This window comes from Deinococcus piscis (genome assembly GCF_014653275.1).
Lineage (GTDB): Bacteria > Deinococcota > Deinococci > Deinococcales > Deinococcaceae > Deinococcus > Deinococcus piscis.
Map to the genome: position 1 here is coordinate 33,230 of NZ_BNAL01000019.1, position 26,612 is coordinate 59,841.

Annotated in this window: 28 protein-coding genes and 1 tRNA gene; 15 read left to right on the top strand and 14 right to left on the bottom strand. The window is 63.4% G+C overall.

Annotation, left to right across the window (positions count from 1 at the left end):
- Positions 1-100 precede the first annotated feature (100 nt).
- From rpmB to IE158_RS08360, 3 genes are all read right to left on the bottom strand, one after another.
- Complete coding sequence (gene rpmB / locus IE158_RS08350; protein WP_189643201.1) at positions 101-346, bottom strand: 50S ribosomal protein L28; 246 nt, start codon at positions 344-346, stop codon at positions 101-103.
- Between the two features lie 49 nt (positions 347-395).
- The gene (locus IE158_RS08355; RefSeq protein ID WP_189643202.1) at positions 396-1,463 is read right to left on the bottom strand and encodes a CobW family GTP-binding protein; all 1,068 of its coding nucleotides are present in this window, start codon (positions 1,461-1,463) and stop codon (positions 396-398) included.
- A 105-nt stretch (positions 1,464-1,568) separates the two neighbouring features.
- Complete coding sequence (locus IE158_RS08360; protein WP_229839010.1) at positions 1,569-1,844, bottom strand: hypothetical protein; 276 nt, start codon at positions 1,842-1,844, stop codon at positions 1,569-1,571.
- Positions 1,845-1,969: 125 nt separating this feature from the next.
- Here IE158_RS08360 and IE158_RS08365 point away from each other — a divergent pair, with 125 nt between their 5' ends.
- Both IE158_RS08365 and IE158_RS08370 read left to right on the top strand, forming a co-directional pair.
- A complete protein-coding gene (locus tag IE158_RS08365) occupies positions 1,970-3,217 on the top strand; it encodes a glucose-1-phosphate adenylyltransferase family protein (protein WP_189643203.1) in 1,248 nt (415 codons plus the stop codon).
- A gap of 51 nt (positions 3,218-3,268) precedes the next feature.
- Positions 3,269-3,344, top strand: a tRNA-Lys gene (locus IE158_RS08370).
- A 47-nt stretch (positions 3,345-3,391) separates the two neighbouring features.
- Here the strand turns inward: IE158_RS08370 and IE158_RS08375 are convergent.
- The gene (locus IE158_RS08375; protein WP_189643204.1) at positions 3,392-3,664 is read right to left on the bottom strand and encodes a hypothetical protein; all 273 of its coding nucleotides are present in this window, start codon (positions 3,662-3,664) and stop codon (positions 3,392-3,394) included.
- A gap of 180 nt (positions 3,665-3,844) precedes the next feature.
- On the opposite strand from IE158_RS08375, the gene IE158_RS08380 reads away from it, so the two are divergent.
- A complete protein-coding gene (locus tag IE158_RS08380) occupies positions 3,845-4,816 on the top strand; it encodes a metallophosphoesterase family protein (RefSeq protein ID WP_189643205.1) in 972 nt (323 codons plus the stop codon).
- A gap of 7 nt (positions 4,817-4,823) precedes the next feature.
- On the opposite strand, the gene IE158_RS08385 is transcribed toward IE158_RS08380, so the two are convergent.
- Genes IE158_RS08385 through IE158_RS08405 form a run of 5 tightly spaced genes read right to left on the bottom strand, consistent with a single transcriptional unit; the run spans position 4,824 to position 6,708 of the window.
- Complete coding sequence (locus tag IE158_RS08385) at positions 4,824-4,985, bottom strand: hypothetical protein (RefSeq protein ID WP_189643206.1); 162 nt, start codon at positions 4,983-4,985, stop codon at positions 4,824-4,826.
- Positions 4,986-5,018: 33 nt separating this feature from the next.
- Positions 5,019-5,183 carry a hypothetical protein gene (locus IE158_RS08390; protein ID WP_189643207.1) on the bottom strand — a complete coding sequence of 55 codons (165 nt, stop codon included), beginning with the start codon at positions 5,181-5,183 and terminating at the stop codon, positions 5,019-5,021.
- A gap of 9 nt (positions 5,184-5,192) precedes the next feature.
- Positions 5,193-5,954 (bottom strand): class I SAM-dependent methyltransferase, encoded by a 762-nt coding sequence (locus IE158_RS08395; protein ID WP_189643208.1) that lies wholly within the window; start codon positions 5,952-5,954, stop codon positions 5,193-5,195.
- A 21-nt stretch (positions 5,955-5,975) separates the two neighbouring features.
- A complete protein-coding gene (locus IE158_RS08400; protein ID WP_189643209.1) occupies positions 5,976-6,293 on the bottom strand; it encodes a metal-sensitive transcriptional regulator in 318 nt (105 codons plus the stop codon).
- Positions 6,294-6,306: 13 nt separating this feature from the next.
- Positions 6,307-6,708 (bottom strand): rhodanese-like domain-containing protein, encoded by a 402-nt coding sequence (locus IE158_RS08405; protein ID WP_189643210.1) that lies wholly within the window; start codon positions 6,706-6,708, stop codon positions 6,307-6,309.
- 169 nt (positions 6,709-6,877) lie between these two features.
- Between IE158_RS08405 and IE158_RS08410 the strand changes: the two genes are divergently transcribed.
- The 11 genes from IE158_RS08410 (at position 6,878) to IE158_RS08460 (ending at position 18,651) form a co-directional block, all read left to right on the top strand.
- Complete coding sequence (locus tag IE158_RS08410) at positions 6,878-8,293, top strand: MBL fold metallo-hydrolase (protein WP_189643211.1); 1,416 nt, start codon at positions 6,878-6,880, stop codon at positions 8,291-8,293.
- The gene (locus IE158_RS08415) at positions 8,290-8,967 is read left to right on the top strand and encodes a class I SAM-dependent methyltransferase (RefSeq protein WP_229839011.1); all 678 of its coding nucleotides are present in this window, start codon (positions 8,290-8,292) and stop codon (positions 8,965-8,967) included. Before IE158_RS08410 ends, IE158_RS08415 begins: the two co-directional genes overlap by 4 nt.
- Positions 8,964-9,725 carry a sulfite exporter TauE/SafE family protein gene (locus tag IE158_RS08420; RefSeq protein WP_189643212.1) on the top strand — a complete coding sequence of 254 codons (762 nt, stop codon included), beginning with the start codon at positions 8,964-8,966 and terminating at the stop codon, positions 9,723-9,725. The genes IE158_RS08415 and IE158_RS08420 overlap by 4 nt, the downstream gene beginning before the upstream one ends.
- Before the next feature lie 252 nt (positions 9,726-9,977).
- Positions 9,978-10,550 carry a YeeE/YedE family protein gene (locus tag IE158_RS08425; RefSeq protein WP_189643213.1) on the top strand — a complete coding sequence of 191 codons (573 nt, stop codon included), beginning with the start codon at positions 9,978-9,980 and terminating at the stop codon, positions 10,548-10,550.
- Positions 10,547-11,011: a DUF6691 family protein gene (locus IE158_RS08430; RefSeq protein WP_189643214.1), complete on the top strand. Its 465-nt coding sequence runs from the start codon at positions 10,547-10,549 to the stop codon at positions 11,009-11,011. The genes IE158_RS08425 and IE158_RS08430 overlap by 4 nt, the downstream gene beginning before the upstream one ends.
- Positions 11,012-11,219: 208 nt before the next feature.
- Complete coding sequence (locus tag IE158_RS08435; protein WP_189643215.1) at positions 11,220-12,158, top strand: DUF808 domain-containing protein; 939 nt, start codon at positions 11,220-11,222, stop codon at positions 12,156-12,158.
- A 79-nt stretch (positions 12,159-12,237) separates the two neighbouring features.
- The gene (priA, locus tag IE158_RS08440) at positions 12,238-14,544 is read left to right on the top strand and encodes a replication restart helicase PriA (RefSeq protein WP_189643216.1); all 2,307 of its coding nucleotides are present in this window, start codon (positions 12,238-12,240) and stop codon (positions 14,542-14,544) included.
- A gap of 130 nt (positions 14,545-14,674) precedes the next feature.
- Positions 14,675-15,661 (top strand): malate dehydrogenase, encoded by a 987-nt coding sequence (locus tag IE158_RS08445; protein WP_189643217.1) that lies wholly within the window; start codon positions 14,675-14,677, stop codon positions 15,659-15,661.
- A gap of 224 nt (positions 15,662-15,885) precedes the next feature.
- Positions 15,886-16,500, top strand: coding sequence for a cyclodeaminase/cyclohydrolase family protein (locus IE158_RS08450; protein WP_189643218.1), 615 nt, complete (start codon positions 15,886-15,888; stop codon positions 16,498-16,500).
- A gap of 285 nt (positions 16,501-16,785) precedes the next feature.
- Positions 16,786-16,980, top strand: coding sequence for a hypothetical protein (locus tag IE158_RS08455; RefSeq protein WP_189643219.1), 195 nt, complete (start codon positions 16,786-16,788; stop codon positions 16,978-16,980).
- 54 nt (positions 16,981-17,034) lie between these two features.
- On the top strand, positions 17,035-18,651 hold the full coding sequence (locus tag IE158_RS08460; RefSeq protein WP_189643220.1) for a bactofilin family protein: 1,617 nt from the start codon (positions 17,035-17,037) through the stop codon (positions 18,649-18,651).
- A 119-nt stretch (positions 18,652-18,770) separates the two neighbouring features.
- Here the strand turns inward: IE158_RS08460 and IE158_RS08465 are convergent, their stop codons facing one another.
- The gene (locus IE158_RS08465) at positions 18,771-19,160 is read right to left on the bottom strand and encodes a helix-turn-helix domain-containing protein (protein ID WP_189643221.1); all 390 of its coding nucleotides are present in this window, start codon (positions 19,158-19,160) and stop codon (positions 18,771-18,773) included.
- A gap of 355 nt (positions 19,161-19,515) precedes the next feature.
- Here IE158_RS08465 and IE158_RS08470 point away from each other — a divergent pair, with 355 nt between their 5' ends.
- Positions 19,516-19,761 carry a hypothetical protein gene (locus IE158_RS08470; RefSeq protein ID WP_189643222.1) on the top strand — a complete coding sequence of 82 codons (246 nt, stop codon included), beginning with the start codon at positions 19,516-19,518 and terminating at the stop codon, positions 19,759-19,761.
- A 148-nt stretch (positions 19,762-19,909) separates the two neighbouring features.
- On the opposite strand, the gene IE158_RS08475 is transcribed toward IE158_RS08470, so the two are convergent.
- The 4 genes from IE158_RS08475 to tgt all read right to left on the bottom strand — a co-directional run bounded on the left by IE158_RS08475 (position 19,910) and on the right by tgt (position 26,503).
- Positions 19,910-21,148, bottom strand: coding sequence for a bifunctional folylpolyglutamate synthase/dihydrofolate synthase (locus IE158_RS08475; protein WP_189643233.1), 1,239 nt, complete (start codon positions 21,146-21,148; stop codon positions 19,910-19,912).
- 76 nt (positions 21,149-21,224) lie between these two features.
- Complete coding sequence (locus IE158_RS08480; RefSeq protein WP_189643223.1) at positions 21,225-22,169, bottom strand: manganese-dependent inorganic pyrophosphatase; 945 nt, start codon at positions 22,167-22,169, stop codon at positions 21,225-21,227.
- Positions 22,170-22,255: 86 nt separating this feature from the next.
- The gene (locus IE158_RS08485) at positions 22,256-24,979 is read right to left on the bottom strand and encodes an S-layer homology domain-containing protein (protein ID WP_229839012.1); all 2,724 of its coding nucleotides are present in this window, start codon (positions 24,977-24,979) and stop codon (positions 22,256-22,258) included.
- A gap of 357 nt (positions 24,980-25,336) precedes the next feature.
- Positions 25,337-26,503: a tRNA guanosine(34) transglycosylase Tgt gene (gene tgt / locus IE158_RS08490; RefSeq protein ID WP_189643234.1), complete on the bottom strand. Its 1,167-nt coding sequence runs from the start codon at positions 26,501-26,503 to the stop codon at positions 25,337-25,339.
- Between the last annotated feature and the right edge of the window lie 109 nt (positions 26,504-26,612).

Consider the following 26,612-nt stretch of genomic DNA (forward strand, 5'->3'; position numbering starts at 1 on the left):
GCATATCAAATAGGGAGTAAGGTTGAGGCCGTTTCAGGAGGGTTCTCCCGTCACGGCCTAGGATTCAGCAGGGCTGCGGGGCAGGCCACACAGGCCCACCTCAGACGAGTTCGATACCGTTCACAGGGCCACGGTTCAGCATGCGGATGGCCTTGGCGCTCAGCCACACCTGACGGGTTTCGCCGCCTTCGAGAATGGTTTTCTTTTGCAGGTTGGGCTTCTGCACACGCTTGGTGATGCCGGTGGTCTTACGACCTACACCGCCAGCTGCACGGGCCTTACCACGGCGAACCACCGAGTTCACCACCATATTTTTCTTACCGGTCAAATAGCACACTCTAGACATAGCCTTCTATCCTTATCACGAGAATCCAAAAAAAACTGTGGCTCAGCCCCTAAGTCGGGGACTGCTCCGCCAACGCGCTGTCCAGCATCTGCTCCAGCGCCGCGCGGTCAATCTGCTGACCGATAAACACCAGCTCTGTGCTTGCCAACTCCGGCTCAAGCCAGGGGCCAAGCTGCTCCAGGGCCATGGTCCGGCCCGTATGGTTCCAGAGGGTCGCTTCGCCGCCCCCGAAATCGGCCCAACCTTTGGACCGAAGAATCGAGCGGGGCAAGCCGCGCTCCAGCAAGTTTATCAGACGCTGCCGGTCAAAGGGGCGGGAGCGCCGGTACACCAAAGTCTCCAGGCCGAACTCCTCACTTTCGGGCACATGCTCCTTTTCGAGCTCCTCGGCCCAGTTCGCCAGGTTCATGCTGGCTTCCAGGTCAAATAAACCCGTGTCCAGCACCTCGCTGAGTGGCACCTGTCCACGCACTGCTGTCAGCACCCGTGCCCGTGGATTGGTGACGGCCAGCAGCTCACGCAGGCGCTCAACGTCCGCCTCGGCGGCCAGGTCCACTTTGTTCAGGACTGCAATGTCCGCAAACTCAAGCTGTTCGGCCAGCAGCTCACTCAAGCTACGCCCCACTTCATCTGCGCTCTCCCCATCGCCCTCTATCTCAGCCTCGCTGTTCCAGAGGTCAAAAAACTGCGCGCAGTCCACCACGGTTATCATGGCGTCCACGTGCACCCGGCCAGTCAGGTCAGGAACCCCCGGCTCCAGTGCCAGGTCGTCAGGCGTCAGGCAAAAGCCCTGCGCGATAGGCAGCGGCTCACCGATGCCAGTGGACTCAATCAGGATATGGTCCAGTTCGCGCTCACGCAGCAGACTGTCCACCGCTTCCAGCAGGTCGCCGCGCAGGGTACAGCAGATGCAGCCGTTGCTCAGCTCAATGGTTTTTTCGTCGGTCTTGACGACCAGCGAAGCGTCTATGTTGACCGCGCCAAATTCATTAACAATCACGGCCACTTTGCGGCCCCCGGACTGCGTGAGCAGGTGATTGAGCAGGGTGGTTTTGCCCGCTCCCAGAAAGCCGCACAGCACTGTTACTGGAACCGAAGTAGAGGAAGCTATCTTCATAGTGATAGAAGATAATCAATTATCAGATCTGTGTCGAGTAATCAGTCTGGCTGAGAAGCAAGGCAGCCCAGGGCTGGTGGCAGTGCGACTGCCGAGCGCAGACCGCTAAGCCGCCTGCTCGACAGCCAAACGGCGCTGCAAGTCGTCCAGGCTTTCTTCATAGAGCTGCTGGGGCACCTGCGGCAAGAACGCGAGAAGCTGCGTGGCTTCCTGCAAGCTGCCATGCTGGCTGCAATGCTGCCACCCAGGCCCCTCGGCCACCAGCTGCACACAGCGGTCAGCCAGTAGGAATCTCACGCGGCCCACCTCCGTCCGCGTATCGCTGAAATGGCGCATCTCGTTCATGTTCACAGCATAATAGCGGGCCATGAGTTGGGTCATAGGCTGCATGATCCGCTCTTCATTCTCTGGGGGTAGTGTGCCGCTTGGCCGGGCGAGGCCAATATCAACCCCCTGTAAATCCCACTTCACCGGCCAGCGGGCCACAACCGGCACAATGGCAGGCCATGAACACCCGCATCGCCGGCAAGAAAGTTCTGACCATCATCCTGGCCGGCGGCAAAGGCAGCCGCTTGGCCCCCTTGACCGATCAGGTCGCCAAGCCAGCTGTCCCCTTTTTGGGCACCTACCGGCTGATTGACTTTTCGCTGTCCAACGTGGTTCATAGCGGGCTGCAGGACGTGTGGATTATCGAGCAGTACCTGCCGCACAGCCTCAATACCCACCTGGCTGGGGGCCGTCCCTGGGACCTGGACCGCACACGCGGCGGCCTGGAAGTGATGCCGCCCTTTTCTGGCCCGCAGGACGGTGACGGCGGCTTCGCAGAAGGCAATGCCCACGCCCTGGCGCTGCATACTGAGCTGATCCGCGACTCGGGGGCCGAGGTGGTGCTGGTGCTGAGCGCCGACCACATTTACAAGCTGGACTACGCACCCGTGATCGAGCAGCACCTGAAGACCGGAGCCAGCGTCACCATGGTGACCACAGAGATCCGCGACGAGAGCGAGGCCACCCGCTTTAGCAATGTCCGGGCCGATGGGCAAGGCAAGGTCACTGAGTTTGCCTACAAACCGGAGGAGCCGCTGGGCCGCACCGTGGCCTGCGAAGTCTTCGTGTACGGCACCGAACTGCTGCTGTCTACCCTCAGTCAGCTGGAACAGGAAGGCCAGCTGGGCGACTACGGTGAGCACCTGCTCCCCCGGCTGGTGGAGCGCGGCGACGCCTACACCTATCCGCTGGAAGGCTACTGGCTGGACGTGGGCACCCTGAGCGCCTATCACCAAGCACACCGTGATTTTCTGGATGGCATCGGTCTGGCCCTAGACGACCCCAAATGGCCCTTCATCACGTCGTCCATCACCCGGCCACCCACCCGCATTCGCCCCGAAGGCACCATCAACGAATCGTTCGTCTGCGGCGGAGCGGAGATTGCAGGCACGGTGGTGCGCAGCCTTATCGGTCCCGGCGCAGTGGTGGAACAGGGAGCCGAAGTCCGCGACTCTATCGTGCTGGCGGGGGCCGTGATCCAGGCTGGGGCGCAGGTAGGCCGGGCCATCGTGGACCGCGACGCCATCATTGGTGCAAAAGCAGTGGTGGGCGGACGGTCAGCCAACGCCCGGCTTTGCGTCGTGGGGGCCGCCGCCAGGGTGGAGGCTGAAGCCACGCTCCGTCCCAACCTGCAAGTGCCTCCCGGTGCTCACTTGCGCGCAGGAAACGAGGAGAAGGTGGCCGAAGAGCTCAGCGGCGAACACTGAATATTTTGCCTTGACACCTCTCCTGACGGGAGCTATCTTACTTGGGCTAACGGGTCGTTAGCTCAATTGGCAGAGCAGCTGACTCTTAATCAGCGGGTTGTAGGTTCGATTCCTACACGACCCACCAAGCCAGCCCCCACCTTCACAAGTGGGGCTTTTTTTATGCTGTCTGCTTTAGCTCTGGCTGGGGTCCTCGTGACCCTCGGCCCGGTCCAGCGCCTGGTTGGCCTCGGCGCTGGCTTCACCGCCGGTCATGGCGGCCACTTCGGCACTGCTCAGGGCTTCGCCGTCAGGCGTGGACCACGCCGAATCCTGCATGACCACCGGAGCTGGCCCCTGCTCGGCCTGCGGCATAGCAGGGTCGCCCGCTTGAGACTGATGAGGCAGCTCGTTGCCAGCGGGACTGATTTCCGGCACCACCGAGATGGAATCGTCATTCTGGGTCATACCCCCGAGCATGCGCTGGGGATGTCAGCGGCAGGTAATCTGGGTACAGCGCAGGGCTTTACTCTCCGCCCTGCTGACCCGTGTCCTCACCCAAAAGAGAGCTGTGCGGCTTCCGCATAGGCGCAACAGGCTTGGCCGCTCCCTGAACTCCTGATGAACTCGTTATGGTCCACTGACGCTATGCCTGCTTTTGCCGCCTTCGTTGTCGCCCTATGTACCATATGGAGTTGGAGCACCGCGCTGGCTGGACCGCAAGATACGCTGCGGCTGGCGCTGCTCAGCGATATCAATGGTCCTTATGGCACTGCGGGCTACTCGCCTGAGGTTCACCGCGCCCTGGCGCAGATTCTTGCCTGGCAGCCGGACGCCGTGCTGTCCGCAGGTGACCTGATAGCGGGGCAAAAAGCCAGCCTGAGTGACGCGCAAGTTCGGGCGATGTGGGCTGCGTTCGGGCGCGAGGTGCAAACACCGTTGGCGCAGGCAGGTCTGCCCTTCGGCTTCGCCCTCGGCAACCATGACGCTGCTCAGGCCCGTGACCGGCACGAGGCGGCCAGCTACTGGCGCAGTCAGCGCCCACTCCTCAATGGGGCAGATACGGCTCAGCAGCCTTTCAACCACAGCTTTACCCTGCACTCGGCGTCGGGCAAAACATTGTTTGTGGCGGCGATTGACGCACCGCAGGCCGACCTGAGCGACTCAACCCTGAGCTGGCTAGAGTCCCAATTGGCTTCGGCAGCGGCACAGGCAGCAGGGGCACGGCTGGTCCTGGGTCACTTGCCCCTGGCAGCCGTGAGCAGCGGCAAGAACAAAGTGGGTGAAGTGCTTCAGCCAGCGGACGCCCAGGCCCTGGCCCGCATTATCGAAAGTACTAGGACGCTGGCTTATGTCAGTGGGCACCACGCCGCCGCCTACCCAGCCCGCTGGAACGGTACCGGCGCACTGGCAACGGGCGGCATCGGTGGGCGCGACTACATCGGGCAGCCAGGCAGTGCCCGCAGCACCTGGATGCGCCTGTGGGTGGACCTGCAAAGTGGCCACGCCCGCGCCGAAATCGTGGACGTGAGCACAGGTCAGCCGGTGCCGCCAGCCACCCTGCCCGCCCACATTGAGGGCCTGGGCGGGCCGCTGGTCCGAAGCCTGATATGGCCCTGAGTAGCCCTCAGACTTCAGGGCCTGCGGGTGGCCGCAGGCCCAGCGCAGCCCACCGCTCGATGTAACCACGCACTTCGGCCTCGTCGGCAAACAGGCTGAAGCGGTACAGAAACCGGGCAGCACTTTCCCACCACTCTGGGGCAGCGGGATAGCGGCGCAGGTAGCCCACCCGCTGCGCCTCGTCCCAGTCCAGTGAATCTGCCTAGGTGCTCCAGGCCGCGCTGTACACTTCGCCGTCGCCCATGCGCCAGCCCATGCTGTGAGGGCCAAAGTCCGGAAAGGCCGCCCAGAGGGGAGGCATTTCGCCGTGTTCAGCCACTTCAGCCGCTATACGTTCACGGATGGCCGCGCCGTAGTCAAAGGTCATGGCCCTACCCTAGCCCCGAAGCGGCCCGAGCGCTGCGTACCATGCGCGGAACCGCACGGCCCTTTCAGCTCCGGGCGACACGAAAAAGGGTGAGAGCCGCTCTGTCAGCCAGGCACGAATTTCGGCCTCCGGCTCGCCGCGTGCGGTGGCAGCCAGGGTATTGGAATGGGTCAGCAGATAAGCCACCAGTCCCGGCAGCGAGAAGGGCAAGTCCAGCAGGAAGTGGTTTTCCTCGAAGCTGAACCCTGCCTGGGCTGCCTCGCGGCTCCCGAACGGCTCCCGGTGGCGTGGGGGCGCAGGATACCGCCCGAAATAAGCCTCCGCAAATCTGCCAAAGTCCGGCTCCTGCGGCATTTCTCCCACGAAATAGCAGTCGTAGAGAAACAGCACCCCTGTAGGCTTCAGGGTGCGCTGGACTTCGGCCAGAAAAGCGGCGCGGTCAAACCAGTGAAACGCCTGCGAGACGGTCAGCACATCCAGGCAATGGTCCGGGAGTGGCAACGATTCCGCCGGTGCCTGAGCAAAAGCAATGCGCGTATGCGCCGGAGCCTGTGTCAGCATCGCTTCCGAACTGTCGAAGGCCCGCACTTCATTCACCAGCTCTGCCAGCGCCAGGCTGGAGAGTCCCGTGCCACAGGCCACGTCTGCGCCCAGGGTGTGGCCGTTCAGCAAAGGCCGCAACCGTTCCAGCACGGCCGGATGAAAATAGGGGCGGCCTGCCGCGTACCGCTGAGCTTCGGCCCTGCCATCAAATGGATTGTGCACGGTCATGACCGCACTATAAGCAGTCTCTCAGCCACGCAGCAGCTTGACCGCCCGCACCACATCTGCCGGAGTCACAGCCTCGCCGGGGCGGGCGCGGCAGCCGCTGGCGTACTGTTCGAGTACCACGTCGCCGGCGGCGTCCAGAGCGCTGCGGACCCCCGAAAGCTGGGTCAGGACATCATGGCAGTCGCGGCCTTCTTCAATCATGCGCTGTAGCCCGCGCACCTGTCCCTCAATGCGCCGCAGGCGGGCCAGAATCTTGCGGTCGGTATCGGACAGCGGAATGGTCGGCGCGGCAGCTTCGGCCTCTGCGCCAGCTTGAGAGCCCCGAACGGATTTGGTCATACCCCTGCCCCCTTCACCGGCTTACCGGATAGCCGGCGCTCTGCCAGGCGTTCATGCCGCCCGACACGTTGATGATGCGTCCGTGCCCGGCCCCAGCCAGCAAGCTGCTGGCCTGAGCGCTGCGGCTTCCACTGCGGCAGATGACATACACGTCGCGGTCCCGCGGCACTTCATTCACGCGTCCGCTCAGTTCCGCCAGTGGAATCAGCACGGCACCGTCAATGTGCCCGCCCGCGTATTCGGCAGGTGTCCGCACGTCCAGCACGTACGCCCCCTGAGCATGGGCGCTGCGCAGCGCCGCAATATCCACAGTCTGGTAGTCGGCAGCCGCCGGAGCCGGGGCACAGGCCCCCAGGCCCAGCACGCCGAGCAGGGCCGCCTTGATGGTTGGGGTGAGATTCACAGTGAAATTCATAGACAGATTCCTTTCGGACAGAGAAGACACGGGGGCGCGAGCAGATATGCCCAAAACCAATAGCATTTATACCCCCATAGGGTACTTGACGCTATACCCCCAGGGGGTTTACTTTGACAAGCAGGCAAGAGCCCCCAATCCCACACACCTCAGTCCCAAAGGAGATTCCATGTTCTTTAAACGCTTTTATGACGAAGACCTCGCCCAAGCCAGCTATATGGTGGGCTGCCAGAAAACCGGTGAATGCCTGGTGATTGACCCTGTCCGCGACATCGCCATCTATCAGGGCGAAGCCCAGGCCCAGGGCCTGCGCCTGACCCACATCACCGAAACCCACATTCACGCCGACTACCTCAGCGGCGGGCGCGAACTGGCCCTGGCCGCACCGGACGCCCAGTTCCTGGTGTCGGACGAGGGCGGCGAAGGCTGGCAGTACACCTACAGCACCCCCAATATGAAAAAGCTGCGTCACGGCGATAGCTTCATGGTGGGCAACGTGCGGGTGGACGTGCGCCACACGCCCGGCCATACCCCCGAAAGTCTTAGCTTTGTGGTGACCGACACCCCCCGGGGCAATGAGCCTGTGATGGTCTTTACCGGCGACTTTGTCTTTGTGGGCGATATTGGCCGCCCCGACCTGCTTGATGAGGCGGCTGGCGGCCAGGACACCCGCTTTCAGGGGGCCAAGGACATGTTCCGCAGCCTGAAAGAGCAATTCCTGACCCTGCCGGGGTATGTGCAGGTATGGCCCGCGCACGGTTCGGGCAGCGCCTGCGGCAAATCGCTGGGGGCCGTGCCCAGCACCACGGTGGGCTACGAATCCGACCTGTCATGGTGGGCCAGGTATGTGAAGCAGGACAACGAACAAGGCTTTATGGACGAGCTGCTCAGCGGCCAGCCCGACGCCCCGCTCTACTACGGGCGTATGAAAGCCCAGAACCGTGGCGGCATGGCCGTGCTGGGTCAAGTGGCACCGCTTCCCGAGCTGAGCGCTCCCGAAGCCAACGCCAAGATGGACGGAGGCGTCATGCTGATTGACCCCCGCGCCAAAGAGGAGTATCACCGGGCAGCGCCGCAGTGCTCGGTCAACCTGCCCAGCCCCAAGAAGTTCGAAACCTGGGCCGGCTGGCTGCTGCGCCCCGAAGACCGCGACTATATGCTGCTCGCCCGTGACGCCGCACACGCCGAGGAACTGCGCCGGGGCCTGTGGATGGTGGGTCTGGACAACGTGGTCGGCTACGTGACCAGCGTCGAAGGCCTGGATACCAAAGCCGTACCGCCCATCTCGCCCGATGAAGCCGCCCAGCAAGAAGGAGCGCCCATTCTGGACGTGCGCAACAAGACCGAGTACGCCGGGGGCCACATCCCCGGTGCGCGGCAACTGCACGCAGGCCGCCTGGCCTGGAAGTTGGACGAACTCCCCAAAGACGCGACCCTGGTGGTGCACTGCCAGTCGGGTGCCCGCAGCGCCGCCGCCGCCAGCTTCCTGGGCAGCCTGGGCTACGACGTTCTGGAAATTGAAGGCGGTTTCGAGCACTGGGAAAAAGCCAAGCCTCAGCAGATCGCCCGGGAACAACAGGAATGAACGGCATTCAAATGCAGCCCCCTCTCCCCACAGCGCCTTCTGAGCGGCAGGTGCACTGGCAGGGGGTCTATACCACCAAAGACCCCACTGCCGTCAGTTGGTTTCAGGCTGCGCCGACGCCCTCGCTGGAACTGATTCAGGGGCTAGACCTCAGCGCCCACGCCCAAATGGTGGACATCGGCGGCGGCACCAGTGCGCTGGCCGGAGCACTGCTGGTACAGGGACTGGACATTACGGTGCTGGACATCGCGCCTGCAGCCCTGGCCTATGCTCAGGCCCGCCTGGGTGAAGCGGCGCAGCAGGTGCAGTGGGTGGCTGCCGACATTCTTGACGCCGAGCAGCTGGCAGAACACCTCGCGCCGGGCAGTGTAGAAATTTGGCATGACCGCGCTGTGTTTCACTTTTTGCACGGCGACGAGCGCCTTCAGTACGTGGAAGCAGCGGCCCGCGCCGTGGCCCCCGGCGGCTACGCCATCATCGGCACCTTTGCGCCGGACGGCCCGGAGCGGTGCAGCGGCCTGAGCGTCAGGCGCTACAGCGCCGAAGCCCTGGCCGAAATGTTTGCGCCCGCTTTTCAGCTGGTCAGTGCCCAGCGCCATGAGCACATCACGCCGGGCGGCAGCGTGCAGGCGTTTACCTTTGTCACCTTGCAGCGCACCGCAGGTCCCGCATGAACCTCCTCGCGTGGATGGGCGCCCTGCTGATCGGCCTGAGCCTGGGCCTGCTCGGCTCGGGCGGCTCGATTCTGACCGTGCCGGTGCTGGTGTATCTGGCCGGTGTCGAAGAGAAGCTGGCGATTGCCCAGAGCCTCGCCATCGTGGGCGGCATCAGCCTCTTTGGAGCCATTCCGTATATCCGCTCCCGGCAGGTGGACTGGCGCAGCGTGGTGCTGTTCGGCATTCCCGGGGTGATAGGCACCTACGCCGGAGCCGCCCTGAGCAGCTCCCTGAGCGGCGCAGTGCAATTGATGCTGTTCGCCGCCGTGATGATTCTGGCTGCCGTGATGATGTTCCGGCCCAAGCCCGAAGCAGAGAGCGCCGAAACGCACCACCGCTCCCCGCTGAAGATCGGAGCCGAGGGTCTGGGTGTGGGCCTCTTGACCGGCCTGGTGGGCGTGGGCGGCGGCTTTCTGATTATTCCCGCGCTGGTGCTGCTGGGCGGCCTGCCCATGAGCCTGGCAGTGGGCACCAGCCTGCTGATTATTGCGGCCAAGAGTTTTGCGGGCTTTTACAAATACGCCCATCTGCTGGGCCTGGAGAACATGGACTGGTCGCTGATTGCCCTGTTCACTGCCATCGGCGTGGCGGGCAGTTTCCTGGGCAGCATCATCGGCAAGAACGTCTCAAATGGGGCGCTGCGCCGGGGCTTTGCTGGTTTCCTGGTCCTGATGGGCCTCTACGTGCTGGGCACCAACTTGCCCAAAGTGCTCTAGAGCTGGGCGCTGCTGCGCTGGCTTGCCCGTCGGAATGACGATGGTGACGCCGCCTGCAAAAAGGCCATTCACGTCTCCCGAGCGGCCCTGGTCCGCAGCTCCGCACCTGCCTCCATCTCACGCCTTCATCTCTGCGCTTCTGGCAGAGAGTGGCAAGCTGCGCCCCTGTACTCTCAGCGGCGACGCTCTGGCTCCCCACCCTCCACTTGGCCGCTGTGCGGCTTGCTCCACTGTTTCCGAAAGGACACCGTTATGAATGATCTGCTTCACCTGCTTCAATCGCCCTGGCCCTGGTGGGTCGGCGGACCACTGATCGGCCTGACCGTGCCGCTCCTGCTGTGGCTGGGCAACAAATCCTTTGGCATTTCCTCCAACCTGCGCCACGGCTGCGCCATCTTGCTGCCCGAACAGGCCAAGCCCAGCTTCTTTCGGTACGACTGGCGTAAGGAAAAGTGGAACCTGATGTTCGCCGCTGGCCTGGTGCTGGGCGGGCTGCTGGCGGGCGGCGTCTTTGCCAACCCGGAGCCGAGCGCGCTCAGCGAAGGCGGCCTGAGGGCGGTGCAGAGCCTGGGCGTAGAGCTGCGCCCCGGCCTGGTGCCCGCAGAGTTGCAAGACCTGAGCCGACCCGGCGTGTGGCTGATTCTGGCTCTGAGTGGCCTGCTGGTCGGCTTTGGCACCCGCTACGGCGGCGGCTGCACCTCCGGGCACGCGATTACCGGCCTGAGCACCCTGCAAAAGCCCAGCCTGATCGCCACCGCAGCCTTCTTCGCAGGTGGGATTCTGAGCGCCAACCTGCTGCTGCCCCTGCTGATGAGGTTCGTATGACGGCTGCGGCTTCATCCCGTCCTGCCCAGGCCAGTGCAGCGCGGCAAGCTACTGGACTGCTCACCTACCTGCTGGTGGGCCTGTACTTCGGCACGGTGCTGGTCAAGTCCGAAGCGGCCAGCTGGTACCGCATTCAGGAGATGTTCCGCTTTCAGGACATTCATATGTTCGGCCTCATCGGCTCGGCGGTCCTGACCGGCCTGGTCACCACCACACTGCTGCGGCGCTTTGGCCGCACGCGGGATGGCGAAGCGGTGCATGTGACCGACAAGGAACCCGGTTGGAAGCGCTACGTGCTGGGCGGCGGCACCTTTGGCGTGGGCTGGGGCCTGGCGGGCGTATGCCCGGGGCCGGTGTTCGCACTGCTGGGTAGCGGGGTGTGGGGCATGCTGGTGGTGCTGGCGTTCGCGCTGCTGGGCACTTACCTGTACGGAGTGCTGCGGGACAAGCTGCCGCACTGAGTGGGGCGGCTGAAACGGGCAACCTGACTGGAAGGCCACCAGGGGCACAGCCCGCATTCCGGGAAGGAGTAGCGGGCTAACATGGGAAATTCAGCCCTCCCCACCGGGGAGCGTTCTTTGGTCATTCCGTTTGCCCAGCCTGTTTTCCCAAGGAGTTCCTGCCCATGCTTGATATCTGCCCGGCCTACCTCTTGCCTGGAGTCCGCCCGTGAGCGGCTTGATCGCCCTGCTGGATGACGTGGCGGCCATTGCCAAAGCGGCCGCCGCCACGCTGGACGACGTGGGCGTGGCCGCCTCGCGGGCCAGTGCCAAAGCGGTAGGCGTAGTGGTAGACGACACCGCCGTGACCCCGCGCTACGTGACTGGCTTTACCCCAGACCGCGAGCTGCCGGTGATCTGGAAAATTGCCAAAGGGTCGCTGCGCAACAAGATTGTGTTTATCTTGCCAGCGGTGCTGCTGCTCAGCCAGGTCTTGCCGCAGGCGCTCTCACCGCTGCTGATGCTGGGCGGAGCTTATCTGTCGTTCGAGGGAGCCGAGAAAGTCCTTGGGGCGCTGCGGGGCGGCGCAGATGATGTACAGGGAGACCCGAACTTGTCCGGTGCCGAGCAAGAAGCGCAGATGGTGGCCGGGGCCATTCGCACCGACTTTATTCTCTCTGCCGAAATCATGGTGATCTCGCTGGCCGAGGTGGCGTCGCAGCCACTGCTGACCCGCGCCCTGTCACTGATCGTGGTGGCGCTGGTCATCACAGCTCTGGTGTACGGGGTGGTGGCCCTCATCGTCAAAATGGACGACATCGGCCTGAGGCTCTCGCACCGCCACCTGGGCACCACCCGCGCCCTGGGCCGAACGTTGGTGCGCGCCATGCCTGCCGTGATGTCAGTGCTGTCGGTGGTCGGCACGGCGGCCATGCTCTGGGTGGGTGGACACATCATCCTGACCCGGCTGGCAGAGTACGGCGTCACCGCGCCCGAACACCTGGCCGAGCAAGCCGCGCACTGGGCCGCCGCCGCCGCGCCCTTTGCAGCCGGGGCCGCTGGCTGGCTGGCCGAAACTGTGGTTGCCGCGCTGATCGGCCTCTTGATTGGCCTCCTGATCGCAGGGCTGCTACATCTGCTGCCGCGCCGCAGCCCTGCACCCGCCTGAAACGGCGCAGCATCCACCTGAAGTGGGCCCCCCACTTCCCGCACCTTTGTTGCCCCGTCCTCCGCGCTACCCTGACCTGATGCCCGTGTCCGCCCCTTCCTGGCTCGTCGCTGTGCCGCGCCCCATTCCTGCCTACGACTTTGCTCCGCCGCACGGCTACACTGGGCCGCTGCCACTGGGCTGCCGGGTTCTGGTGCCGTGGCGCGGCGAGCCGCTGGTGGGCGTGGTGGTGGGCACGGGAAACGAACGCCAGAGCCACCGCCTGCGCGAAGCGTTGCAGTTGTTGGACGACCCAGACATGCCCTGGGTAGCGCCCGCCACCGTGCAGGCGCTGGGCGAGTGGGCCGCCTCGGCAGCGCTGCCGCTGGGCCTGGTGTGGGACGACCTGCTGGGCGTCGGCTGGACGCCAGCGCTCTCGCACCGGGTCAGGGCAGTGGCCGGCGCGGACCTGAGAGCCTTTGCCGCCAACGCGGCCCCGGCTGCCGTGCCGGGGCCGGAGTGGTCGGACGGAAGCAGCTACCTGCCCGCCCTGCTGGACGCCGTGCGCGAACAGGGCCTGCTGGATGAAGACTTTACGCCCGTGCAGCCCACCGTGTCACGCGTCTTTGCTTCTGAGCTGGGCCAGGGACAGCTCACGCCCAAGCAGCGCGAGGCTGCCGAGTGGCTGACCGAGTATCCGGGGCAAGCGTCGCTGAGCAGCTGGGCACGCGGCGCGGGCGTCAGCGGCAGCGTGGTGGCGGCGGTGCTGGGCAAGGGCCACGCCGAGCTGCGCGAAGAACCGGCCCCCCCACCCGCGCTCACGCCGGGGGCGGCCTCCTGGACCTCTGAAGCCCCGGACGCCTTGCCAGCTGAGGGGCTGCGCTGGCGGCTCAATGGCGGCAAGTTCTCAGCGCGGGCGCGGGCATTGGCCCCCCGCATTCAGTCCCACTTGCGGGCCGGGCGCAGCGTGCTCGTCCTGGCACCTGAGCACGCCACCCTGGACCGGGCCTGGGCCGAACTCAGCGGCCTGGCGGCCCCGTGCGGCACAGAAGCTATTCTCCTGAGCGGCCTGCTGTCACCTGAAGCGCGCGCCCACAGCTGGGGCCAGCTCCGCAGCGGCGCGGCGCGGCTGGTGGTGGGGTCATACCTGGCGCTCACGGCTCCACTGCGGGACCTGGCACTACTGCTGGTGCTGGACGAAGGCAGCGACGCCTACAAGCTTCCAAGTGGGTCGCGGGCCTGGGTGCCGGACGTGGCGCAGGCCATCGCCGCCGCACACCGCGCCGAACTCGGCACCGCTGGCGTGGTGCCCGCTGTAGAAATAGTGCAGTGGCCAGCCTTGGAGCTGTCCATGCCCCGCGTGCGGCTGCATACAGTGGACTACGGCGCGCCGCCGCAGCAGCCCGAGCTGGGGCCGCTCTCTATGCCAGGCCAGGCCCAGAGCAGCTTGGGCTATCCGCTCAGCCATGACCTGCGGGCCGTGCTCCGGCAGGTGCAGGAGCGCGGGCGGCAAGCGGCGCTGCTGGCTCCCCGGCGCGGCTACTCGGCGCTGCTGCGCTGCCCGCAGTGCGACTACGCCCCGCAGTGCCCCAACTGCGATGTGCCCCTGCGCTTTCATAGAAGCACCCACCAGCTGACCTGCCACCAGTGCGGCCACCACCAGCCGGTGCCGCGCTCATGCGACAACTGCGGCGAGGCGATGTGGCAGACCAAAGGCCCCGGCACCGAGTGGCTGGCACAGGAGGTCTCTCAGCTGCTGCCCGGCACCCCCGTGTACCGCGTGGACAAGGACCATCAGGACGACCTCACCGCCCTGCATGCAGGCGAAAGCGGCGTGGTGGTGGGCACCGGGCTGATGTTGGCGCAGCCCGCCCCGCCCGAGCTGGCACTGGTGGCGGTCACCCTGGCCGACACCTGGCTGAACGTGCCCGATTTCCGCGCCTCGGAGCGCTATCACGCGCTGCTGTGGGAGCTGGCCGAGTGGCATCCGGCCCGAGCTCCGCTGCTGCTGGTGCAGACGTTTCAGGGCAGCCACCCCGCGCTGGAAGCCCTACGCTCGGGGGAGAGCGTGAGCGCCTACCCGCGCCAGGAGTGGGAACTGCGCCGCGCCCTGGGCTACCCGCCACACGCCTGCTTGGCCCAGGTGGAAGTGGCCGCCCGTGACCGGGAACGTGCCCACAGCGCCGCTGACGCAGTGGCTGCGGCACTCTATAGCGCCGGGGCCACCGCGCAGGAAGTGCTGGGGCCAGCGCCTGCACCCATCGCCCGTGTGCGGGGGGTGTACCCGTATCACCTGCTGCTGCGGGCCCGCTCGCCCGAGCGACTGCGCGAGCTGCTGGACGCGGTGAGCAGCGTGCGGGCTGGGGGCCGCGTCCGGGTGGATGTCAGCCCACGTCACCTCACCTGAGCGGGGGCGCCCTCCAACGTGCCCGTCACGCACGGTGCCTACAACGTACTGCCCCCGCCACAGGAACAGCCGCCGAGGCAAAGCGGGCGCTAAGATGAGGCGCAACACCCTTATTTTTCTGGAGGTACACATGAAAGAACCCGTACGTGTAGCAGTGACCGGCGCCGCCGGCCAGATTGGTTATAGCCTGCTGTTCCGCATCGCCGCTGGCGACATGCTGGGCAAGGATCAGCCCGTGATTCTGCAACTGCTGGAAATCACCCCGGCACTGAAGGCCCTCGAAGGCGTGGTCATGGAGCTGCGTGACGGTGCTTTCCCCCTGCTGGCGGATGTCATCACCAGCGACGACCCCGAAGTGGCCTTCAAGGACGCTGACTACGCACTGCTGGTGGGGGCCATGCCGCGCAAACAGGGCATGGAGCGCGGCGACCTGCTGAGCGCCAACGGCGGCATCTTCAAGCCGCAGGGCGAAGCGCTGAACAAGGTCGCCAGCCGCAACGTCAAGGTGCTCGTGGTGGGCAACCCCGCCAACACCAACGCCCTGATCGCCCAGCAAAACGCCCCGGATCTGGACCCCAAGTGCTTTACCGCGATGGTGCGCCTGGACCACAACCGCGCCCTCAGCCAGCTGGCCGAAAAAACCGGCAAGCCAGTGACTGACATCAAAAACGTCACCATCTGGGGCAACCACTCCTCCACCCAGTACCCTGACCTGTCGCAGACCACGGTAGGCGGCGAAAAAGCCCTGGACCTGGTGGACCAGAGCTGGTACGAAAATGACTACATTCCCACCGTTGCCAAGCGTGGTGCAGCCATCATTGAAGCGCGGGGGCTGTCCTCAGCGGCTTCGGCGGCCAGCGCGGCCATTGACCACATGCGCGACTGGGCCCTGGGCACCCCTGAGGGCGAATGGGTCAGCATGGGCATTCCCTCTGACGGCTCCTACGGCATCCCCGAAGGCCTGATCTACGGCTTCCCCGTAAAGGTCAAGGACGGCAAATACGAAATCGTGCAGGGCCTGGACGTGAGCGACTTCAGCCGGGGCAAGATGGACGCCACCGCAAAAGAGCTCGAAGAAGAGCGGGACGAAGTGCGTAAGCTTGGCCTGGTGAAGTAATCCAGGCCACTCATCCGGTCAAGTGACCCACCAGCCCGCCCCTGAAGGAAGCTTCCGGGCGGGCTGGTTTCTCTTGTCTGCTTTCTGTGGGCTGGGGCCTAGCACAGAGCACCGGACAACAGAAGGCACGTCTTCCGCGCAAGCAAAGCGAGTGCAGCACGCCACGTATCCCTCCATTGGGACTGGCCAAGCTGCGCCGTAGAGGGCTGCTCTATGCTGCCAGCATGAACGCCGAAGCGACTGCCACACCCAGCCTCTGGGACCACACCATGCAGCAGGTCTTGGACGCTGCCGGTGCCCGCCGCAGCGTGCCGACGGGTGGCTCGGTTATTGCAGTCAGCGGGGCGTTTGGGGTCTCGCTACTGGTGCTGGCCGTCAACCTGACCCTGACCAAAAAAGACCCGCCCGCCGAGTTGACCACTTTGCACGACACCCTGCGCTTGTTGCAGCGCCGCATCCAGGCCCTGGGCGACGAAGATGCCGAGCTGTTCGCCGCCTTTATGAAGGAGGCTCGCCAGCAAGACGTGGCCGCAGAGCAGACGGAGGCCCTGCGCCAGCAAACCCGCGAAGTGCCGCTGCAACTGGCCCGCGAACTTCAAGAAGGGCTCAGACTGGCCCAGCAACTGCGCCCGCTGGTTCACACGTCCGTGGTGAGCGATGTGCAGGCGGGGGCCGCCATCTTGCATGGAGCCGGGCAGGCCAGCCTGTTTACCTTGGCGCACAACTTTTCCAGTCTGGAAGAAGGCCAGGGCGAGGAGTTCCGCCAGCAGTGGGAGCAGCTCTGTCAGGAACAGCGCCTGGCCCAGGAGTGGCTGACTGCCGAAGCCGAACTGAGGTAGGGTCAACGACAGCCATAGAGCATCTTCATGGGCAGGGTCGGCGTTCAAACTTATGCACCCAGGGGGGCCCGGCACACTGCCCCACCGGGCAGGCACACCACCTAAAAAACGGAGTCTCAGACCAACTTCCACCAAAATCCAGCCCGCAAAAAACAAAACTTACCAGTGGATTTTTAAAGAATCCGGCCTATTTAAAAAGATTGATGGCAGAATTGGAGAGAACTGCTGACGATTATATGACACTGAGGGGACGTTTGCCTTATTTTCGTGGGGCATACTAAAATCATGAAAGCGTTCAGACTCCCCATGATCCGTACGGTGGCTGGTGCCTGGCGCCGTCTGGCCACCGCCCGCCACATCCAGAACTACCGCTCCCACAATGACCGGCTATCGCACGATGCCCACCTGGTCACCGAGCGCGAACTGCGGCTGCACCGCCTACGTGCCGGACAGCCCGACTATCAGCGCTTCGCCGATTAAGCTCTCCCGCTGACCTGGGAACTTCTGCGCGGCTCACCCCGTAACCTCTGTGTTATGGGTGAGCCGCTTCTCTTGAGCCAGGATGTGCTGAATCTGCTGCACCGCGCAGCGGACGCTCAGTCCGGCCAGGACAGCGAAGCGCTGACTCCCGCCGAACTGGCCCAGCTGTCAGCCGTGCCCACAGAGGTCCAGCAGGCTTATTTGGCAGCCTGGGGCAACGTGGAGGCGCTGCGTACTTGCTCAGCTCCAGCGCTCCCGCATTCGCTGGCGGCTGCTGTAGCCGCTGAGGTGGCCCTGTCAGCCCAGTTACAGCATGCGCCTGCGGCCCCGCCGGTTCCCTCACAGGCCAGCCACCTGGCCGCCGATATTGCCCTGAGCGCTCAGCTGAAGCGTGGCCGCCCGCTCCCCCATACCCAGGCTGCCGCGCTGGCCGGTGAGATTGCCTTGGCTGCTCAGCTTCAGGCTGCCCCACCGCCGCTGCCCAGCTCCAGCGCAGCTTTTTTGGCTGCACGTATTGCCCACAGTGCCGGTCAGAGGCCCCAGGCCAGAGCCGTGCCCGCTGCTGGACGCTACAGCCCACATCCAGCGGCGCGCCGGGACAGCCGGTCCGCCCCGCTGGCCCTGGTCGGCAGCCTGATCACTGGACTACTCCTCCTGACCGTTACCTCCAGTTGGGACGGCCTCAGTGCCGGTGCTGGTGTGCTGCGCGGCCTGCTGGGCAGTTTGCCCCCTACTTTCGGCGTGGGCCTTGTCCTGCTGCTGGGCACCAGCCTGTTGGTGGCCCGCCAACCCGAGTTCCCCACCCAGGCGCGGCCTGTCCTCACCGGTAAGCCACTGTGGAGCGGAGCAGCTTTTGCCGTCGCCGCACTGCTGACCTTCCCTACCTTATATGGCGCGCTGGACAGTCAGGGCATCAGTGTAGGAAAGGACCTGGTGATCGAAGGCCAGCACCGTGGCCCCGTCATCGCTCTGGGCGGTGACATCCATCTGCGGAGTGGCAGCGTGGTCACTGGAGAAGTCTTCACTTTGCTGGGTGATATCTATCAGGACTCTGGAGCCCAGGTCGGAGGCCAGGTCACGGCGCTGCTAGGCCAGGACCCGGAGGGGCACCGCCCGAATGCCCCCGACCAGTCCTCCGGGCCACTCAGCGACTTGCAACTTGCCAGCGCCACGGCCATCCGGCCACTGCTGGGCTGGCTGGGCGGCGCGGCCTGGGGAGCCCTGTTCTGGGTGCTGACCAGCACGCTGACCCTCACCTTATTTGTGAGTGGGACCGCGTCACGGCTGGCCCGCCGCCAGCGTCAAGCACCGCTGCGCACCCTGGCTCTGGGCGTGCTGGCCCTGGCCGCCTTGCTTGTTCCCGCCACCGTGCTGACCTTTGCTGGCTGGCTGGTTCCGGCGCTGGGCCTCTGCTTGCTGCTAACCTTACTGCTGGGCCTGGGCCTGGGCGTGAGCGCCTTTGATATAGGCCGGCAACTGGCGGACCGGCTGCATGCCAGGGTGCCCGACACGCTCGGCGTCGTGATCGCGCTCGCCCTGCTGAGCGCGTGCCTGGCCTGGCCCCCTGCGGCCCTGGCCGTCATCCTGATTGGTGGAGCCTGGGGCAGTGGCAGCCTGCTGCTGATTCGCCGGAGCCGGCGCACCGCGAAACCCCAGGAAGAGCTGACCTGAAACCAGACCTGACTGTTCATCTGCTGGCTGGGAGGGACCACAAGTCGGGCATCATAGCGCCAATAGAAAAGGCCCGCCTAGCATAGACTGGCGGGCTTGTTCTGCACTGAAAGAGGCACTCAGTCCAGAATACGCTTGAGGTGCAGGTAGATTTCGTACCAATCCTGCTTGCCTTCGGGGCGCTTACCGCGCAGCTCAATGCGCGACAAGGTCCGCACCCAGTCGGGCGTCAGCTGTGCTCCCAAGACAGGATCAGCCATCAGATCGGCCAGGCCCTTGGGCAGGGCCCCTTCTCCCGACTCACCGTAGAATTCGACCCCTTCCAGCAGATCGTGGACCGAAATGCCGTAGGCAGCGGCCAGGGTCTGGAGGGTATCCAGGCTGGGATTGGTACGGCCACGTTCCAGATCACTCAAATAAGGAACGCTGATTTCAGCGACCTCTGAGACATCCTTCAGACGGAGTTTGCGTTCACTACGCAGTTCGCGCAGACGTTCGTGCAGTTTCATCTCTCACCTCCTTCAGGCAAAAAAAGCGTGCTTGGCATGGGACCATTTTTCCGGCTGGGCTGGATGACAAAAGCCATTCAGCTGAGAGCGAAAAAACATTCCCTCAATCGGATTGTAACAGCGCCATCCTGTACGGTCAATACAGAATGCCCACCCCATCTTCTTGCCAGACCCGATGCAGTCTGTTAGAATCAGAAGCAAGAAGGCCGAGATTGTTCATGACGTATAAATCCTCGGTCCAGACGTTCCCCAGTAGCAATCAGACAGCACTTCAGCGTTTGCCGTTTACATCACCATGCAGGGCGCCCGGCGACATCTGCTGGGGCTCAGACCGCCCCCTTCAAGGAGACCGCACATGAAAGCACTGACCATCATGGCCGACAGCCTGCGCGCTGGCTACATCCACCCCACCCGCGTCCTGAACACCCTGATTGAGCTGGAGAATGCTGGCGGCATCCCTGCCCTGCGCGAGTTTGAGAGCCAATTGCGCGGTGCCCAGCAGACCCTGACTGAGGGGGGCCATCCCCACGCGCGGCTGGCCGAAGCCTGGCTGCAAGCCACCCGCTTCTACCTTCAGGAGTACCAGCAGGGCGCAGCCTAGAGCGTTCGACAAAATGACTGTGCAGCGAGCAATGCGAGTAGCATGTTCTGCAGGACGCAAAATGGAGTGCGCTGAGGATAAACACCTCATCGCACTCCATTTGAACTTGCCAAGTACCGTAGCAGAGCGCTGCTCTAAACACCCTGGCTCACTGCCAGCGCTCACGTTTTTCGGCAGTTTGTTCTAGCAGTAAGCCGCGCACCTCTCCCACCAGATACAAGCTGCCGCAGACCACGGTAGGAGCGGCAGCTGGCGCTGTGGACCAGCTGGGCGGCGCAGCAAGTGCCAGCGCCTGTACTGGCAAGGCCGCTTCGCGCACCGGAATCCCTTGGGCTTCCCAAAGTGGCCGCAGGAAACTGGGCTCGGCGGCGCGGGGACTCCACTGCGCCTGCGTGAGTATCACGTCACTCACCCGTGGAGCCAACACCTGCACCATTTCTTCCACCGCCTTATCGGCGGACGTCCCAAAGATCAGGCGCACTGGTGGCAATTCCAGCAGGTCCAAGGTATCGGCCAGCGCCTGGGCTCCGTCTGGGTTGTGGGCACCGTCCAGCAGCCAGCTGTGGCCCTGGACCGTCAGGAATTCCAAACGGCCCGGCCAGTGGGTCTGGGTCAGCCCCCGGCTCACCGCCTGCGCCTCTACCCCCAGCCGCAGCGCAGCTACAGCAGCCAAAGCAGCGTTGGCTGCACCGTGGGTTCCCAGCAGCGGCGTCCGGAGTAGGAGGGGCTCAGTGGCTCCAGGCCAGCACAGTTCCAGTGCCGCGCCCTGCAAGCCCAGCTCCTTTACCCTGAACGAGAACTCACGCCCCAGCGTCCAGAGGTCAGCCTCTGACTGCTCCAGCAGCGGCCACAGCGCGGGGGTGGAGGCAGTCACCGCAGGACGACCCGCACGCAGGATACCTGCCTTCTCAGCGGCGATGGCCTCGACACTGTCCCCCAGGACGTCGGTATGGTCCAGGCCGACATTCGTGATCACACTCAGCTCAGCGCTCAGGGCATTGGTGGCGTCCAGCCGCCCGCCCAGGCCAACTTCCATCACGGCCCACTCTACCTCTGCGCGCGCAAACAGCCAGCACCCCAGCGCCGTCACGACCTCAAAGAAGGTCGCCCCGACTGCTTCAGCGTGTGGACGCACAGCCTCCAGGGCCGCCAGCAACTCCTTTCCTTCTGCTTGTTCGCCATCTACGCGGAAGCGCTCAGCGAAATGGGTCAGATGCGGGCTGGTAAAGAGGCCTGTCCGGTGCCCGGCCTCCTGCAAGGCCGCCGCCAGAGAAGCCGCCACCGATCCTTTGCCGTTGGTGCCTCCGATCAGGACACTGCGGAAGCGGCGCTCAGGACGGCCCAGCCGGGCCAGCAAGGCCTCTATCCGCTCCAGCCCTGGCTGCATGCCAAAGCGCTGGATGCTGTACAGCCAGTCCAGATGCTGGGCCAGCGAGGGGTCTCCTCCAGCAGGGGTCTTCAGGTCAGCTTTGGCGGGCAAAGTATTCTTCCAGAGCTGGAATCAACTGCTTTTTGCGGCTGATGCAGCTGCCCAGATTGGCCCGGTCATCCACGACCTGCACCCCGAAGGCTCCCTGGAGTACAGCTGCTTCACTTGCCGAAGGAACCAGCGTCTCGTTGTGCTCCTGCAAAATGTCGACCACCGACAGCAGCACGCCGTGCAGCTCGTCTTGCTCCTTGAGGGCACGCATGGCGGCCAACAGCTCGCTTTGGCGGCCCAGCACGTAGCCGGGGTTGGTGGTTTCGGTCACGCCCACACCCCAGCGCTGCGCCGTTTCCCCTTCACCAAAGACAAATTCCTTGTAATCAATCTTCAGCAGCTGCTCCGCTGGGGTATCGCCCAGATCACTCTTGGCGGCAAACATTTGCATCGCGTAGGCCGTGACGTCCCCAATTCCGGCAATCGGTGCCAGAAACTCTACGGCCTCCCGGTCTGCGTCGGTGGTGGTGGGGCTACGGAAATGCAGCGTGTCACTCAAAATGGCACTCAGCATCAGCCGGGCTTCCAGGGGCTGCACATCCAAGTTCGCTTCACGGTGCAGCCGCAGCAAAATGGTGCCGCAAGACCCCACCGGCTCGAAGCGCAGCATGGCGGGCGAATTGGTTTGGAGGTCGCCCAGCTTGTGGTGGTCCACCACGTGGGTCACGGTCAGTTCAGCCAAGTTGGGGGCCGACTGTACCGTCTCATTGTGGTCTACCAGCGCCACCGCCGTACCCGGAGCCAGCTCAGGCAGCAGCGCCGGGGCCTCAATCCCAGCTTCGCGCAGCACAAAGGGGGTCTCAAAGTTCAGGTCGCCCAGGCGGTAAGCCACTGCGGGCGTCCCCGTGCGGGTCAGGAAGGAAGCATAGACCAGCGCCGCCGTAATGGCGTCGGTGTCGGGGTTCTGGTGTCCGAATACGGGAAGCATGACTTTACTATAGCCGCGCTCCTGGGAACAAAAAAAGAGAGACCCACGTGGGGCCTCTCCTTTTGCAGTGAGATAAAGTCTTAGGTTTAGAACTTCACGCCGTAGCTGACTTTGAAGCCGTGAGCCACGTTGATCGGATCGTTGGCATTGCGGGTGTCTTCGTCGAAGCGGAACACGCCGTAGTTGAACTTCAGTGCATCGTTCCAGGCCAGCTGGGTGTAGATACCCTGGGTCTGGGTGAAGTTGCCGTTTTCAACAGCGCGGGGTTCTGCTACCTTGCCACCGAAGCGGAAGTCAGCCACAGAGGGCGAAACAGTGCTCAGGCCAGCATTGGGCAGACCTGCCTGGGAACCCAGGTTGTCGCGCAGGTTGTTGGCCTGGTGGAAGCCATAGCCCAGGCTCAGCTTGGTCAGAGGGGAGAAGAACTCGTTCAGGGTCACTTCTGCCTTAGCACCCAGCTCGCTACCGGCTACCGTGCCGTTGTTGGCCAGGCCAGTGGTGTACTGGGCACCAGCCAAGCTGGCACGGAACTGAGGACGGAAAGCCATAGCCAGGCTCTCGGTGCTCACATTCACACCACCCTTGATCTGGGTGTTGTCAGCAGCGTTCCCACGGTTTGCAGCGTCCTGGTTGTAGACAGAGCCACCGATGAAGGGAGACAGCGTCAGCTGAGGGGTGGCCTTGAGGTTGTAGGCAGCAAAACCAGCGCCGTAGGTGTCACCAGTGGTGGTGTAGGCAGCGCCCATGGCGGCCAGGTCCAGGTTGGGGACCAGAGCGTTGGTTGCGGTGCCGTCGTGGGTCACGAGCACACCAGCAGCAGAGCTGTAACGGTACAGGTCGGTCACCTTGGCAGGAGCGAAGATGGTGCGGCTGCGGTCCTTATCAGTGCTGCGAACACTGGTCACTTTGTCAGCGTCATAACGAACAGCGTCGCTGTCGGTGGCCAGGAAGCCGGAGCTGGCGTTCAGATCCTTGTTGTCGCGGGCGTCCGTGGTGTAGCCAGCAAAGCCAGCCACGCGGAAAGCACCCAGGTTGCTGCCGATATGTCCGCCCACGGTAGAGCGGCGGTTGTTCCAGGGCTGGTCGTACCAGTTGGTGTAGGTATCAGCAGCCAGGCCCAGTTCAGCAGCGCCCAGACGGGTGGAGATAGATGCGCCGTAGCCGACTTCGTCAGCGTAGCCTTCTTCCAGGCTATCGGTACGGGTCACGTCCATGTTGGCCTTGCCGCCTTCGAAGCCAGGGGACACAGCGCGGAAGTCAGCGCGGGCACCCAGGTTGAAGAAGTTGGCTTCAGCTTCCAACACGGAAGCCTGGTCACGCATGTTGAACAGCTGGGCGAAGTTGCCGTTGGGGTTGGCCTGACGGGCAGCGAACGCGTCGGGCATGCTGGCGACGTACACACCCTTGACGCCATACAGCACTTCGTCGTTGTCAGCAGACTTGGGCACCGAGTAGCTGGCATCCACACCGAAAGCAGTACGTCCAGTGGGGTTGTTGTTGGTCACACCAGCAGGAACCGCAGTCGCATTGTTCTGCACAAAGCTCACGCCGATAGCGCCACGGTCACCCAGTTTGGCTTCCGTGCGGGCAGCCACATACAGGCCGCGCAGGTTGTTGCTGTTGCCGTAGCCGGTGCTCAGGTACAGGGTGGGCTTGAAAGGAACGTCAGTCAGAGAAACGCCAGCCGACACACCATTGCTCACACCACTGGGCAGCAGGTAGTCGTTGTAGCCAGGCTGATCCTTCAGCTGGGTCACAGGGTTTACCACGTCAGGACGCGCCGGAACAACGCCAGCCTTAGCAACTGCGCGGAAGCGAGCATCATCACCAAAGCGGCCGGTGACGCTGGCCGAATCCAGATATGCTACGTAACGGTTGCTGCTGCCAGGCTCTTCACCCAGAGCAACCGAGTTGGTCAGCAGGCTGGGATCAAAGCCGAAGTTCACACCAGCTTCTTCCACGGTTACGCCATTACCAGCAGCAATGTTGGTAGCCTTCAGACCAACGGTAATGCCGCCGTTCAGACCATCCTCAAAGCTGGCGGTGTCTTCACCGCGCACGCGATCAGTCGCGTCATCGTCGGCGTCCAGCTGACCTTCGCCGGTGTACTGCTTCTCAGCGAAGCTGCCTTCAGTCACGCGGTCTACATCAAAGTCGGTATCGCCAGCAATACGGTCCAGACGGCCATAACCACCCGAGATACCCAGGGTCAGGCGCACACGGCCATTTTCCAGGTCAGCGATACGGATACCTTGAGCGTCGATATCAGTGGTGTTCTCAGCCACTTGATCTTCGACCACGCCCAGGCGCTCGTCGAAGGAAGCCAGTTCACTGTCAACAGCAGTCACGCGGTCTTGCAGTTCCAGCACATCCTGGTTCAGCAGCGTGGCCATCTCGTTGACTGCGGCCAGGTCTTCGGCGACCTTACCAGCGTCGCTCTTGGCAATGGCATCTACACGGCCTTCCAGGCGAGCAAAGTCTTCACGGCTCACGGCACTGTCTTCCAGATCGCTCACGCGCACGTCCAGAGCGGCCAGTTCGGCGCTCAGTTCGTTGATGGCATTGCGAATAGAAGCCATGGTGGTGTCGTCAACCTTGCCCAGGTCCACTTCGCCACTGCCCACCTGATCCAGCAGACGGGAGATGATCATCGCCGCTTCGTAGCGGGTCAGGTTCTGGGTGCCGCGGTAGGTGCCGTCGGGGTAGCCCAGGATGATGCCCTGGCTGACCAGACGCTCAACTGCGTCCTTGGCCCAGTGACCGGCGGGGACGTCGGTCAGGGCGGGTGCCTGAGCTGCAGTGGTGGTCACGGCAGTCTGAGCCCCCGCAACACCAAACGACAGCGCAGCCGTCAGAAACAAAACACTTTTCTTCATAAAACCCCCATAGGTTTCTTTCAGGCCGGGCTTCAGCAGTTGCTAAAAAAGTTGACGGGGCGAGTTTCCGGGTTTCCTCTCCCAGAGGCAGTTCACCGCCATAAGCCTTTTACCTGACCCCATCCTCTGCAAGACATCCAAGGTCTCATCAGCGACAGGTCATCAGAATCATAACCTTCAGATGAGATAGAGGTCAAGCAAAGGTGGTCAGCTCAACGTTTAAGAGGACGCGAAATACGGGCAAACCCCTGAGCTTGCTGAGTCAGGCTTGCCAGATTAAATCAAACGCCCTCAGACCTGCCGTGCTTCTTCCAAAGCCTGTGCGTACCACCCCGGCAAACTCCCCTTGAAATACTGCTCTCCCCATGAACGGGCCCAACTGTCCAACTCGCCGCCAGCAATCGCTCTCCGAATGCGCTCGACCAAGCGGTGCAAGTAGCGAATATTGTGCAGGGAGAGCAGGCGTGGCCCTAGCATTTCCTCAGCACGCAGCAAGTGGGCAATATATGCCTGCGTAAAGTTCCGGCAAGCATAGCAGTCACAGTCTGCATCCACTGGTTCCATCCGCGTTCGGGCTGCACTGGCCTTCAGGTTGAGACGGCCTTGGTCGGTCAGAGCGTAGCCAAACCGGCCCGTCCGCGTAGGATACACACAGTCAAACATATCTACGCCTAGAGCAATGCCGACCACCAAATCTTCTGGATGACCTACGCCCATCAGATAGCGCGGCTTATTCGCAGGAAGACGGGCCGCTGTATAAGCGACCGCAGGGTACAGCTCTTCCTTAGGTTCGCCTACGGCCAGCCCACCAATAGCAAATCCCGGAGTGTCAAAGGGCAAAGTAAGGGCCAGGCTCTCGTCCCGTAGCTCCGGATAAATTCCGCCCTGTACGATGGCAAAAAGGGCCTGATCGGGTCTGGTTTTGGCCTCTAAGCAGCGTTCTAGCCAGCGGGCCGTCCGCTGCAAGCTGCGCTGAATATAATCGCGCTCAGCAGGATAAGGCGGACACTCATCAAACGCCATGATGATGTCAGCCCCCAGAGCTTGCTGGACCTGCACACTTCTTTCAGGGGTCAACTCAATCTCACGGCCATCCAGGTGACTCTTAAACATCACGCCCTCTTCGCGGATTTTCCGCAGGTGGCCCAAACTCATTACTTGGAAACCGCCCGAATCGGTCAGAAAGGGCCCCTGATAACCGCTAAAGCCCTGCAGTCCACCATGAGCAGCCACCAAGTGCTCACCGGGTCTGAGCATCAAGTGGTAGGTATTGGCCAGAATAATCTGTGAGCCAACTTCAGCAACTTCATGTGGAGAAAGCCCTTTTACAGTTCCCTGGGTACCCACAGGCATAAAAAGCGGTGTCTGGACTTCACCATGTGGTGTTTGCAAGGTGCCAAGGCGGGCACGGCCATCTTGGTGAGTCACCTGAAATTCAAAGTGGGCCTTCGATGACATAGTGCTCCATTCTAGGAAAAGTGGACGAGAGAAATAAAGCGCAAACGCCCCTCCATGTCTAAGGGAGGGGCGTTGATGTTTGGAGCGGGAGACGAGATTCGAACTCGCG